Annotated in this window: 9 protein-coding genes; 1 reads left to right on the top strand and 8 read right to left on the bottom strand. The window is 74.4% G+C overall.

Annotated features, from left to right (window positions below; genetic code table 11):
- Positions 1-8: 8 nt before the first annotated feature.
- The 8 genes from ACT17Q_RS06360 to ACT17Q_RS06325 all read right to left on the bottom strand — a co-directional run bounded on the left by ACT17Q_RS06360 (position 9) and on the right by ACT17Q_RS06325 (position 9,618).
- The gene (locus tag ACT17Q_RS06360; protein ID WP_268533672.1) at positions 9-1,565 is read right to left on the bottom strand and encodes a serine/threonine-protein kinase; all 1,557 of its coding nucleotides are present in this window, start codon (positions 1,563-1,565) and stop codon (positions 9-11) included.
- 63 nt (positions 1,566-1,628) lie between these two features.
- The gene (locus tag ACT17Q_RS06355; protein ID WP_444665139.1) at positions 1,629-3,299 is read right to left on the bottom strand and encodes an FHA domain-containing protein; all 1,671 of its coding nucleotides are present in this window, start codon (positions 3,297-3,299) and stop codon (positions 1,629-1,631) included.
- Positions 3,296-4,126 carry a PP2C family protein-serine/threonine phosphatase gene (locus ACT17Q_RS06350; RefSeq protein ID WP_232514689.1) on the bottom strand — a complete coding sequence of 277 codons (831 nt, stop codon included), beginning with the start codon at positions 4,124-4,126 and terminating at the stop codon, positions 3,296-3,298. Before ACT17Q_RS06350 ends, ACT17Q_RS06355 begins: the two co-directional genes overlap by 4 nt.
- Positions 4,127-4,312: 186 nt before the next feature.
- The gene (locus tag ACT17Q_RS06345) at positions 4,313-5,809 is read right to left on the bottom strand and encodes an alpha/beta hydrolase family protein (RefSeq protein ID WP_444665138.1); all 1,497 of its coding nucleotides are present in this window, start codon (positions 5,807-5,809) and stop codon (positions 4,313-4,315) included.
- Between the two features lie 107 nt (positions 5,810-5,916).
- Positions 5,917-6,849, bottom strand: coding sequence for a GTPase Era (era, locus tag ACT17Q_RS06340; protein WP_141320144.1), 933 nt, complete (start codon positions 6,847-6,849; stop codon positions 5,917-5,919).
- Positions 6,846-8,135 (bottom strand): hemolysin family protein, encoded by a 1,290-nt coding sequence (locus tag ACT17Q_RS06335; RefSeq protein WP_141320142.1) that lies wholly within the window; start codon positions 8,133-8,135, stop codon positions 6,846-6,848. Before ACT17Q_RS06335 ends, era begins: the two co-directional genes overlap by 4 nt.
- Positions 8,132-8,584: an rRNA maturation RNase YbeY gene (gene ybeY / locus ACT17Q_RS06330; RefSeq protein WP_094180354.1), complete on the bottom strand. Its 453-nt coding sequence runs from the start codon at positions 8,582-8,584 to the stop codon at positions 8,132-8,134. The genes ACT17Q_RS06335 and ybeY overlap by 4 nt, the downstream gene beginning before the upstream one ends.
- Positions 8,581-9,618, bottom strand: coding sequence for a PhoH family protein (locus ACT17Q_RS06325; RefSeq protein ID WP_444665137.1), 1,038 nt, complete (start codon positions 9,616-9,618; stop codon positions 8,581-8,583). The genes ybeY and ACT17Q_RS06325 overlap by 4 nt, the downstream gene beginning before the upstream one ends.
- 327 nt (positions 9,619-9,945) lie before the next feature.
- Between ACT17Q_RS06325 and ppdK the strand changes: the two genes are divergently transcribed.
- Positions 9,946-12,651, top strand: coding sequence for a pyruvate, phosphate dikinase (gene ppdK, locus ACT17Q_RS06320; RefSeq protein WP_141319352.1), 2,706 nt, complete (start codon positions 9,946-9,948; stop codon positions 12,649-12,651).
- Positions 12,652-12,703: the final 52 nt, after the last annotated feature.

The following is a 12,703-nucleotide window of genomic DNA, read 5'->3' as shown; positions in this document are numbered from 1 at the left end:
CGGGCCCCTCATGCGCAGGCCTGCGCGGGCTTGGCGGACGCGCGCCGGTCGGCGCGCACGATCGACACCTCGACGCACACCTCGTCCCCGGCTCGCGCGGCGGGGATCGTCACGGTGGGCTCGTCGACCACCTCCAGCTCCGGCTGTCCGGTCACCTTCAGCACCCCCCACAGGTAGTGGTCGTCCGGCTTCGGGTCAGGGTTCACCCAGGAGAACGTCACGGCCCCCGACGCGTCGCGCACGCCCTCGAGCGAGTGCGGCGCGGGGACGACCGCCTCGACGGCCGTCCCGTCGGTCGGGGCGAAGTCCGTGTCCCCCGGGCGTGGCTCGGGGTCCCCACCGCCCAGGGCCGCGGCGGCGACCACGGCCAGCGCGGCGAGCACGACAGCACCCGAGACGAGCGCCGCGACGGTGCGGCCGCGCGCGGGCGCCTCGTCGTGCTCGACCTCCCCCAGGGGCACCGGCTGCGGCGGTGCGGGGGGCGGCGCGAGGAAGCCGGGTCCCACCGGCTGGGGGCCGTGCTGGAGGTCGTGCTGGGCGTCGTGCTGGACCGTGACCGGGCCCCGCACGCGCGTCTGGGCGTCGTCGGTGGCGGCGGCCGGCGGGGCCGACGAGATCTCGACGATCGAGCGCAGCCGCGTCGCGTCCGCGGCGCCGCTGTCGGACTGCGGTGCCGCGGGCTCGACGACGCCCTCGTCCAGCAGGTCCAGCGGCGTGACGGGCAGGCGCAGGTCCGCCTCGATCTGCTGCAGCGCGCGGCCCAGCGCGGCGGCCGACGGGTGCCGGAGCTCGGGCACCTTCGCCATCGCGCGCTCGAGCACCGCCTGCAGGTCCGCGGGCACGTCGTCGCGGCCCGTGGGCGGCAGCGGCGCGCGCTCGATGCGCGCGACGAGCTGCTGCGCCCCGTTCTGCCCGCCCGGGATCTCGAACGGCGTGCGGCCCGCGAGCAGCGAGTAGAGGGTCGCCGCGAGCGAGTACACGTCGGACCGCTCGTCGCCGTGCGGGTGCTCCGCGAGCAGCTCGGGGGGCGACCACGGGATCGACATCCCGACCGTCGCCCCGGCGCCCTGCCCCGTGGTCGCGGCGATGCCGAAGTCCGTCAGCGCGGGCCAGCCGAAGTCCGTGGTGAGGACGTTCGCGGGCTTGATGTCCCGGTGCAGGATGCCCGCGCGGTGCGCGGTCTCGACGGCCGACGCCAGGCGCACGCCGATGCGCAGCACCTCCGGCACCGCGATCCGCTCGGAGCGGTACCGCTCCGCGAGCCCCGGCCGCGAGCAGTACTCCATGACCAGGTACGGCCGTCCGTCCGACGCGATCGCGGCCTGGTAGACCGTGACGATCGACGGGTGGTGCGACAGCTGGGCCATGAGGTTGGCCTCGGTCTGGAACCGGGCGCGCACCTCGTCGTCCAGGCTGCCCGCGAGCAGCACCTTGACCGCGACCTCACGTCGCGGCAGGTCCTGCCGGTACAGGAACACGTCAGCGAAGCCGCCGAGCCCGAGGGTCCGCACGTGCGCGTACCCGGGCAGCGTGGGCGGTGCCGACGCCTCGCGTCTCGCGGTCATCGGCGCGCACCCGCGCAGCGCGCGTCGGCGCGTGCCGTGGTGAGGGAAGTCATGCCGTGACCGTCACCGCCCGGCCTCCACCGTGAACGTCACGCCGTCACCGAGGTCGACGACCTCGCCCGGCACGACGACGCTCGCCTCGCCCGGGTGCAGGCGGCGCGCGCCCTCGCCCTGCCGCGTGACGTGCACGCCGTTGGTCGAGTGCAGGTCCGTGACGAGCACGTGCTCGCCCTCGGCGCGGACCTCGGCGTGCGTGCGCGAGATGTCCTGCTGCGGGCTGGGCACCGCGACCAGGCGCGGGAGCTCGCGGTTCGTCACGCGCGCGACCTGCGGCGCGCGGCCGAGCAGCACGGTCCGGTCGAGCGTGACCTCCACGCCGGTCGACAGCACGAGCCGTGGCGGGTCGGGCTGGACCACCGGCTCGGGGACCGTGAACGGGCCGGGCGTCGCGCCCTCCTGCGGCCACTGGGCCGCCCACGCGGGCAGCTGCTCGCGGATCTGCGCGAGGTCCGACGACAGGATCGTCAGACCGTCGTGGTCGTCCTGCGACGCGGGCCCGACGAGCGTGCGGACGTCGTCGACGGTCGACTCGACGTCGGCCTCGGGGGTGCCCAGCGCGACGAGCGCGGGCACCGGCTCGGGGGCGGGCGGCGCCGGGAGCACCGGGAGGTCCGGGACCGCCGGGACGTCGGGCACCACCGGGCTGACGTGGGTCGGGGTCGCGTCGGTCGGGGCGTCGCCGGGCTGCGCGTCGGCGCGCGGCGCCGCGTCCCGGCCCGCGGCGGACCCGCTCTCGTCCGCACCGGCCCCGCCGCGGGGGCCCTCGTGCGCGGCCTCCTCGTCGGGAGCAGCCTCGTCGTCACCCTCGTCGGCGGCGGTCTCGTCGGCGGCGTTCTCGTCGGCGGTCTCGTCGGCGGCCTCCTGCTCGAGGGCGTCCGTGCCGGTCGCCGCGGTCTCGGCGGCGACCGGCACGTCGGGCTCGGTGCGCTGCGCGGGCACCTCGACCGGCTCGTCCAGCGGGGCGCCGAGGATCGGGGCTCCGGGCGGGGGCAGCACCGGCGAGGTGGGCGCGAGCGGCGCCGGCGGCGCCTCGATGACGACGTCGTCGGGATGGGCGGCGGGCTCGGGAGCGGGCTCGACGACGCGCTCCGCAGCGGGCTCGACGACGGGCTCGACAGCTGGCTCGGAACCAGGCTGGGCGGCCGGGTCCGGGGTCGGCTCGTCGCCGGCCCCCGCGACCGCGCCGGTCGCCCCGTCGCGCGCCTCGTCGTCCGAGGCCTCGTCGTCGCCGGCCTCGTCGGCGCCCTCGACGAGCACGACGCTCAGCACCGACCCGGACGCGACCCCGTCCGCGAGCGGCAGCGGCGTCCCCTCGTCGGACGCGTCGTCACCCAGCAGCCGCACCCAGGTGACGTCCTCCACGACCTGCTCGCTCCACGTGCCCACGTCCCCCGACCGCAGCGTGCGCGGACCGGAGGCGGTGCCGACCTCGACGGTGACGTCGCCGCGCAGCGCGAGGTGCGCGCGGTCGCCGTCGAGGTGCACGAGCGCGAACGCGGGGAGCCCCGCGAACCCGTTGCGGGCCAGCACGACGAGCGCCGCGAGCAGACCGTCCGGCGACGCCTCCCACACCGCGCGAGCGGTGGCGGGCGCGGCGGTCGGGCCGAGCAGCGCCACGAACCCGGGGCGCGACACGGCCGTCCACCGGCCGGGCAGGTACTCGGGGACGCTCATGACGTGACCTCCTCGGACGACGGGTCGCCGGCGCCGGGCGCCTGCGTGGACGAGCGGCGGGCGCGGGGCACCGTCGCGCCGTGCAGCATCTCGTCCCACAGGTGCGGGCCGAGCTGCGAGCCCGCGCGGGGGACGGTGATGTGCACGTCGTCGAGCGCGCCGACGGACGTGGCGACGTCCACGACGACCGCGCTGACGTTGTCGCGGGCGCCCGCGTCGAGCGAGCGGCGGACGAGCTCGTTGGCCGCGTCCTGCGCGTCGGCCACCTGCGACAGGACGGCCTCGATCTCGCCGTCCCCGAGCTCACGGGTCAGGCCGTCGGTGCAGATCAGGAGCCGGTCGTGGAGCCCGGCGGGCAGCAGCCAGTAGTCGGGCTCGGGCTCGTCGCCCGTGCCGAGCGCGCGCGTCAGCACGTGCCGCTCGGGGTGCGTGTCGGCGTCGGCGGGCTCGATCCGGCCCTGGTCCAGCAGCTCCTGGACCACGGAGTGGTCGACGCTGACCTGCTCGAGCGTGTCCTCGGCCCACCGGTACACGCGCGAGTCGCCCACGTTGAACACGAGCCAGTAGGCCGTGTCGTCGTGCACCGTGACCGCGACGCCCGCGACCGTCGTCCCGCCCTGACGGCCGCCGGTGAACTCGCCCCGGATGCGCGCGGACGTGCGCGAGAAGCACGAATGGATGTCGTCCGCGGTCGCGGCGCTCTGGCCGGCGAGCTGCGCGAACTCCTCGACCGCGATGCGGCTCGCGAGGTCCCCCGCGTCGTGACCGCCCATGCCGTCGGCGACCAGGAACACCGGCGGGTAGGCCAGCAGCGCGTCCTCGTTCACCTCACGGATGAGACCGCGATCGGTCGCAGAACCCCACGACGTTCGCACGCGAGCCCCTCTCCGCCTCGAATGGTGCCGGGCCGCCGGGTGGCGGCCCCCACATGGTGCCTCACCAGGGCGGCGCTGGAGTATCACCGCCCGAAAGTCGGTCGATCGTCCGGTGTCGCCCTGATCGCTCGGGGCATCCTAGATGCCCAGCTGGTACACACCCCAGTAGGCGAGCACGACGAGCAGGACGGCGGACGCGCCGACCACCCCGACGAGCGCGACCGTGCGCGCGGCACCGGGCGCGATCGGCACGTGCTGCGCGCGGTTGCGCACGATCGAGCGGGACAGCAGGCACGCGACGGCGACGACGAGCACGCCGACGACGCGGATCGCGAGCCACAGGCCCGTGACGACGAGCCCGTTGCTCGAGTAGTCGAGCGCGAGCCGGGCGATCACGAGGATGTACCAGACGAACGCGACGGTGGTCACGACCGCACCGGCGCCGAGCGCCGCCGTCCACCGGGCCACGCCCGGCGCGAACCGGCGCCCGGACCGCTGACCGCCGCGGCGGACCGCGGCGAGCTCGGCGCCGCGCGAGACGGGCACGACGAGACCCGCGAGCAGCACGACGGCGCAGGACGCGATGATCGTGACCGCCACGACATCGCCGTTGTGCAGCCAGCGCGGCTCGGGCACGGGCATCGCGAGGAACGTCTGGTTGGGCTGGTCGCCCGCGATCTTCGGGCTGGCGCCGGCCGTGCCGGGCAGCCCGACGACCCAGCCGGTCATGTCGTGCAGGAACGCGGGCACGATCTGGTCGTCGACCCGGATCCCGTGCGACGCACCCTCGTAGTACCGCACCGTGACGTCGCTGTTCCCCGCGATCGCGGCGTCCCGGATCACCTGGACGGCGCCCTGGACGATCGGCATCGACGAGTCCCCGGTGCCGTAGACCATGAGCACGGGCTGGGTCAGGCGGCGCTGGTAGGACGTCGCGTCGAAGTCGACGTACTCGAAGCCGCCGCCGGGGATCGCCATGCCGACCGCGCGCGGGATGGCGCGGAACACGCCGTGCGGCACGCCGGTCGCGCGCAGGTACGCGTCGGCCGCGAACGCGGCCTGCTGGCGCGGCGGGACGACCGGCGCGGAGACGAGCACGACGAACTCGAGGCCGGGGTCCTGCGCGGCCATGACTGGCGCGATCCAGGCGCCCTCGCTCTCCGCGTACACGCCGACCCGCTCGGGGTCCACCTCCGGCAGGGAGCGCAGGTAGGCGACGGAGCGCGCGTAGTCGTCGGCCATCGCCACGTAGTCGCGGTGCCGCAACGTGTACGTGTCGAGCCGCTTGTTCGGCACGAGCGTGACCACACCGGCCTCGGCGAGCGCGCGCGCCTGCTCGTGGAACGCGTCGGAGTACGTCCCGGTCCCGGCGCCGTGCACGAAGACCACCGCGCGCGCGGGCCCGCTCAGCCCGACCGGCACGGTGAGCTGGGCCTCGACGGTCGCGCCGTCGAGCTGCACCGAGACGACCTCGCGGCGCACGTCGTGGTGCTCGGTCGCGGGGGCCTGACCGATCGCGGTCGACGACGTCTCGACCGTGAGCGGGTCGGTGAGCGGCACGGGGTCCCACTGCGGCCCCATGACGGCGCCGAGCACGGCGAGCACGACGACGCCGAGCACGGTGCTCGCGAGCACGCGGTACGGCCCGGTGAGCAGGTGCTCGTCCCGGTGCCGAACGTGCTCCGTGCCCGTCGGCGGGATCCTGGTGGCGGTCGTGGCTCTCGTCCCTTCCTGCGCAGCCCTCAGAAGCCCAGCCGGCCGAGCTGCTTGGGGTCACGCTGCCAGTCCTTGGCGACCTTCACGTGCAGGTCGAGGTAGACCCGCGCGCCCAGCAGCGCCTCGATGCCGCGACGCGCCTCGCTGCCGACGTCGCGCAGCCGCGCGCCGCCCCGGCCGATGACGATCGCCTTCTGGCTGTCGCGCTCGACGTACAGGTTGACGCGCACGTCGAGCATGGGCGTGCCGTCGGCGGCGGGCGTCTCGCGCGGGACGATCTCCTCGACGACGACCGCGAGCGAGTGCGGCAGCTCGTCGCGCACGCCTTCGAGGGCGGCCTCGCGCACGAGCTCGGCGACCATGACGTCCTCGGGCTCGTCGGTGAGCTCACCGTCCGGGTACAGCGCGGGCCCGGCGGGCAGGTGCCCGACGAGCACGTCCGCCAGGACGTCGACCTGGTACCCGCCGACCGCGGACACGGGCACGATGTCGGCCCAGTCCCCGAGCGACTGCACCGCGAGCAGGTGCTCCGCGAGCCGCTGGCGCGAGACCAGGTCGGCCTTCGTCACGACCGCGACCACGGGCGTGCCCCGGCCGTCGCGCGCCATGTCCGTGAGCTGCTCGGCGATGAACCGGTCCCCGGGCCCGACCTTCTGGTCGGCCGGGAGGCAGAACCCGACGACGTCGACCTCGGTCAGCGTGTCCTTGACCAGGTCGTTGAGCCGCTCGCCGAGCAGGGTGCGCGGGCGGTGCAGGCCGGGGGTGTCGACGAGCACGAGCTGCGCGTCGTCGCGGTGCACGATGCCCCGGATCGTGTGCCGGGTCGTCTGCGGTCGTCCGGAGGTGATCGCGACCTTCTGGCCGACGAGCGCGTTGGTCAGCGTCGACTTGCCGGCGTTGGGCCGCCCGACGAAGCAGGCGAACCCGGACCGGAAGGGTGCCGCGGGGGTGTCGTTCATCGTGTCTCGTCCTCGTCCTCGGGGTCGTCGTCCCGTTCGACGCGACTCACCAGCACGGTCGCGAGCCGCCGGCGGCGACCCTCGACCTTCTCGGCCACCAGGTGCAGCCCGTGGATCTCGCCCGACGACCCCGGCAGCGGGACCTTGCCGAGCGCCTTGGTCAGCAGGCCGCCCGCGGAGTCCACGTCCTCGTCGTCGACCTCGAGCCCGAACAGCTCGCCGAGCTCGTCGCGGCCCAGACGGGCGGGCACGCGGTACACACCGTCGCCGAGGTCCTCCACGACGGGCGCGCTCGGGTCGTGCTCGTCGGTGAGCTCGCCGACGATCTCCTCGAGCGCGTCCTCGATGGTCACCAGCCCGGCGATGCCGCCGTACTCGTCGACGACCATCGCGATGTGCGAGGAGCCCTCCTGCAGCTCGCGCAGCAGGTCGTCGACGGGCTTCGACTCGGGCACGAACACGGCGGGCCGCGCGAGCGCCTCGGCGGGCGCGTCGAGCGGGTCCTCGTCGTCGCCCTGGGCGTCCGCGACGGAGATCCGCCGCACGACGTCCTTGAGGTAGAGCACGCCGCGCAGGTCGTCGACCGACTCCCCCACGACGGGCACCCGCGAGAACCCGGAGCGCAGCAGCAGCGCGAGCGCCTTGCGCAGCGGCGTGTCGACCTGCGTCACGACCATGTCGGTGCGCGGCACCATGACCTCACGCGTGAGCGTGTCGCCGAGCGACAGCACCGAGCGGAACAGCTCGCGGTCGTCGTCCTCGATCGCCTCGGACTCGCTCACGCGCTGCACCATGTCGCGCAGCTCGGCCTCGTCGTCGTCCGTCACGCCGCGCGCCGAGGTGGTGCGCCGCGCGAGCGGGCCGGCGGCGGCGGACACGACGGCCAGCAGCCGCGACAGGGTGGTCAGCACGCGCACGGGGTGGCGCCGGCCGATCGTGCGGGGGCTGACGCGCACCACCAGGTAGGCGAACACGACGCCGAGCGCGAGACCGCCGAGCAGCACGCCCCACCACGGCAGGTCGCTGGCGGCGACGACGATCGTGAGGCACACGGTCGCGAGCACCTCGACGACGAGGCGGAAGAACGCCGCGGCGGAGGCCACGCGCTGCGGGTGCTCGACGAGCCCGAGGATCCGGTCGGCGGCGGGGTGGCGACGCGCGACCAGCTCGGTGACCGCGGCGCGCGTGACGCGCTGCACCGCGACCTCGCCCGCCGACAGCGCCGCCGCGAGCACCCAGCCCAGGACGGCGACGACGACGAGGAGCGCGACCGGCTCGTCGTTCACCGGCCGGCCAGGAAGGTCAGCAGGAGCCGGCGCTGCAGGCCGAACATCTCCTTCTCCTCCTCGGGCTCCGCGTGGTCGAACCCGAGCAGGTGCAGGATCCCGTGCGTCGTGAGCAGCAACAGCTCCTCGACCGTCGAGTGGCCCGCGGCGACCGCCTGCTGCGCGGCGACCTCGGGGCACAGCACCACGTCGCCGAGCAGACCGGCGGGGGTCACGTCGCCCTCGCGGCCGGGCCGCAGCTCGTCCATCGGGAAGGACAGCACGTCGGTCGGCCCGGGCTCGTCCATCCACTTGACGTGCAGCTCGGTCATGACGTCCGTGTCGACCAGCATGATCGACAGGTCCGTCTGCGGGTGCACGTGCATCTCGTCGAGCACGTACCGCGCGAGCGCCGCGAACTCGGCCTCGTCGACCGCGAACCCGGTCTCGTTGTTGACCTCGATGCTCATCGGCGCTCGTGGCTCCCGTCTGCGTCCCAGCGCGCGTACGCGTCGATGATGTCGCTCACCAACCGGTGGCGGACCACGTCGGACGACGAGAGCCGGCAGAACGCCACGTCGTCGACGTCGCCGAGGATGCGCTCGACGACCCGCAGGCCGGACGTCGTGCCCGACGGCAGGTCGACCTGCGTGACGTCGCCCGTCACCACGACCTTGCTCCCGAAGCCGAGGCGGGTGAGGAACATCTTCATCTGCTCGACGGACGTGTTCTGCGCCTCGTCCAGGATGATGAACGAGTCGTTGAGGGTGCGCCCGCGCATGTAGGCGAGCGGCGCGACCTCGACGGTCCCCGCCTCGAGCAGCCGCGGGATCGACTCGGGGTCGACCATGTCGTGCAGCGCGTCGTACAGCGGGCGCAGGTACGGGTCGATCTTCTCGGCGAGCGTGCCGGGCAGGAACCCGAGGCGCTCCCCCGCCTCGACCGCCGGGCGCGTCAGGACGATCCGGTTGACCGAGCGGTCGTTGAGCGCCTGCACGGCCTTCGCCATCGCGAGGTACGTCTTGCCGGTGCCCGCGGGACCGATCCCGAACGTGACCGTGTTGCGGTCGATCGCGTCGACGTACTCCTTCTGCCCGGCGGTCTTCGGCCGGATCGTCTTGCCGCGCGTCGACAGGATGTTGAACGTCAGGATGTCGGCCGGCCGCGCGTGCGACCCGGCGCTGAGCATCGCGACCGTGCGGCGCACCACGTCCGGGGTCAGCGGCGTCCCCGCGGCGGTCATCTCGACGAGCTCGTCGACGAGGCGCGTGACCAGCGCGACGTCGCCCGCGGGACCTGCGAGGCGTACCTCGTTGCCGCGCACGTGCACGTCGATTCCGGTGAACCCGGACTCGATCTCCTTGAGCACCTCGTCGCGCAGCCCGAGCAGCTCGACCATCGAGACCTCGGACGGGACGGTGATGCGGTGCTCGACGAGCGCGGGTGCGCCGGTGTGCGGCGCCGGGGTGCTCGCGCCGCGCGGGGCGGGGTTCTGGTCGGCCATGTGCTCGGCGTGCGCCGTCGCTCCTTCGTCGTGGTCTGCTGCCCCATCCTACGGTCCCCCACCCCCGTCTCTCTCGGCGGCTCCCGTGCCCCGAGCCCCGCCCCCGACCCGCCCCGGCCCCGACCCCGCGGTTGCTCCGGGCATCGGCGGCGAGAGCCGGAGGAACCGCGGGGTCGGCGTCGCAGCAGGTGGCGAGGGCGGACGTTGGTCCCGTGGAGGCGTCCGCCTGGTGGGACGAGACTGGGTGGGTCACCCGCGCGACGGGGCTCGGGTGAGCTACTCGCGGTCGGGCAAGGACGCCCGGCCGTACTCCCAGGAGGTGGAGCCGTGGCCGGCTACGTATGGGACTTCAGCGAGGGCGACAAGGATGCCCGCGACCTTCTCGGTGGCAAGGGTGCGGGACTGGCGGAGATGACCCGCCTGGGCCTGCCGGTGCCGCCCGGGTTCACGATCACGACACAGGCGTGCCGCGAGTACATGGCCGACGGCGACGTGCCGGCCGAGCTGCGCGTCGAGGTCACCATGGCGATGCGGCGGCTCGAGGACGCCATGCAGCGGCACTTCGGCGACCCGGCAGACCCGCTGCTCGTCTCGGTCCGCTCGGGCGCGAAGTTCTCGATGCCCGGGATGATGGAGACCGTCCTCGACGTCGGTCTGAACGACCTGACCGTGCACGGCCTCGCCGCGTTCACGGGCGACGAGCGCTTCGCGTGGGACTCCTACCGGCGGCTCGTGCAGATGTTCGGCCGCACGGTGCTCGGCATCCCGGGTGAGGAGTTCGCCGACGCGCTCGACAAGGCGAAGGCCGCCCGCGGCGTCAGCTCGGACGTCGAGCTCGGCACCGACGACCTGCGTGACCTCGTCGGGGCGTACAAGGACATCGTCCGCGAGCAGACGGGGCGCGAGTTCCCGCAGTCGCCGCGCGAGCAGTTGGACCTCGCGATCACCGCGGTGTTCAACTCCTGGAACACCGAGCGCGCACGGCTGTACCGCCGCAAGGAGCGCATCCCGGACGACCTCGGCACCGCGGTGAACGTGTGCGCGATGGTGTTCGGCAACCTCGGCCCCACCTCCGGCACCGGCGTCGCGTTCACGCGCGACCCCGCCACCGGCCGGTCCGGCGTCTACGGCGACTACCTCGCCAACGCGCAGGGCGAGGACGTCGTCGCGGGCATCCGCAACACCTCGGGACTCACCGAGCTCGAGCGGCTCGACCCCGAGGCGTACGAGGACCTGCGCCGCGCGATGCGCCGCCTCGAGACCCACTACCGCGACCTGTGCGACATCGAGTTCACGGTCGAGCGCGGCAAGCTCTGGATGCTGCAGACGCGCGTCGGCAAGCGCACCGCACCCGCCGCGTTCCGCGTCGCCGTGCAGCTCGTCGACGAGAACCTCATCACGATGGACGAGGCGCTCGACCGCGTGACCGGCGCGCAGCTGTCCCAGCTGCTGTTCCCGCAGTTCGACGCGGGCGCCGAGCGCGACCTGCTCGCCCGCGGCATGGCCGCGTCGCCGGGTGCGGCCGTCGGCATGGCGGTGTTCGACGCGGAGACGGCCCAGGAGTGGGCCGCCGAGGGCAAGGAGGTCGTCCTCGTCCGCCGAGAGACCAACCCGGACGACCTGGGCGGCATGATCGCCGCCGTGGGCGTGCTCACCGCGCGCGGCGGCAAGACCTCGCACGCCGCGGTCGTCGCACGCGGTATGGGCCGCACCTGCGTGGTCGGCGCCGAGGCGCTCGACATCGACCTGCCCGGCCGCCGCCTGCACGTGGGGCCGCGCACCGTGCACGAGGGCGACGTCATCGCGATCGACGGCACCACCGGCGAGATCTTCGTCGGGTCCGTACCCGTGCGGCCCTCACCCGTGAGCCGCTACCTGGACGACGGTCTCGACGTCGCGCTCGCCGAGGCCGCGGACGAGGAGACGGCCGAGCTCGTCGTCGCGGTCGACCGGATCCTCACGCACGCCGACGCCGTCCGCCGCCTCGGCGTGCGCGCGAACGCCGACACGCCCGAGGACGCCGCCCGCGCGCGCCGCCTCGGTGCGCAGGGCATCGGGCTGTGCCGCACCGAGCACATGTTCCTGGGCGACCGTCGCGTGCTCGTCGAGCGGGTGGTCCTCGCGACCGACGACGACGAGCGCCAGGCCGCGCTCGACGCGCTCCTGCCGGTCCAGCGCGAGGACTTCGTCGGGATCCTGCGGGCCATGGACGGGTTGCCGACGACGATCCGGCTGCTCGACCCGCCGCTGCACGAGTTCCTGCCCGACCTGACCGAGCTCTCGGTGCGCGTCGCGCTCGCCGAGTCGCGCGGCGAGGTCGACCCGCACGACCTGCACCTGCTCGCCGCCGTACGGCGCATGCACGAGGCGAACCCGATGCTCGGCCTGCGTGGCGTGCGCCTCGGGCTCGTGGTGCCCGGGCTGTTCGCGCTGCAGATCCGTGCGGTCTGCGAGGCGGCCGCGCAGCTGCTCACGGACGGCCTCGCGCCACGGCCCGAGATCATGGTCCCGCTCGTCGGCTCGGTGCAGGAGCTGCGGCTCGTACGCGACGAGGCGCTGCGGATCATGGCGGACGTGTCGCAGGAGACCGGTCAGCCGCTCGACCTGCCGGTCGGCTGCATGATCGAGCTCCCGCGTGCGGCGCTCACCGCGGACCGCCTCGCGACGCAGGCGCAGTTCTTCTCGTTCGGCACGAACGACCTGACGCAGACCACGTGGGGCTTCTCGCGTGACGACGTCGAGGGCGCGTTCTTCCCGCAGTACAACGCGAACGGCGTGCTCGCGGTCTCCCCGTTCGAGACGGTCGACACCCGCGGCGTCGGGCGCCTCGTGCAGATCGCGGTCGAGGAGGGCCGCGCCGTGCGGCCCGACCTGCACCTCGGCGTGTGCGGCGAGCACGGCGGCGACCCGGAGAGCATCCGGTTCTTCCACGCGGTCGGTCTGGACTACGTGTCCTGCAGCCCGTTCCGGGTGCCGGTCGCGCGGCTCGAGGCCGGTCGCTCCGCGGTCGCGGCGGCGAGCGACACGCGCTGACGGACCCCTTCCCGGCGGGGTGACGCCGGGCACGAGCACGGCGCCGGTCCGC

This window comes from Cellulomonas sp. CW35, from assembly GCF_052378485.1.
GTDB classification, from domain to species: domain Bacteria; phylum Actinomycetota; class Actinomycetes; order Actinomycetales; family Cellulomonadaceae; genus Cellulomonas; species Cellulomonas uda.
The sequence above is the reverse complement of the archived record's forward strand: the minus strand, read 5'-3'. Positions and strand labels throughout refer to the sequence as shown.

Bases quoted from the DNA above. Each gene is read 5' to 3' on its own strand.
- ACT17Q_RS06360 (WP_268533672.1), bottom strand. From the start codon at position 1,565: ATGACCGCGAGACGCGAGGCGTCGGCACCGCCCACGCTGCCCGGGTAC.
- ACT17Q_RS06355 (WP_444665139.1), bottom strand. From the start codon at position 3,299: ATGAGCGTCCCCGAGTACCTGCCCGGCCGGTGGACGGCCGTGTCGCGC.
- era (WP_141320144.1), bottom strand. From the start codon at position 6,849: ATGAACGACACCCCCGCGGCACCCTTCCGGTCCGGGTTCGCCTGCTTC.
- ybeY (WP_094180354.1), bottom strand. From the start codon at position 8,584: ATGAGCATCGAGGTCAACAACGAGACCGGGTTCGCGGTCGACGAGGCC.
- ACT17Q_RS06325 (WP_444665137.1), bottom strand. From the start codon at position 9,618: ATGGCCGACCAGAACCCCGCCCCGCGCGGCGCGAGCACCCCGGCGCCG.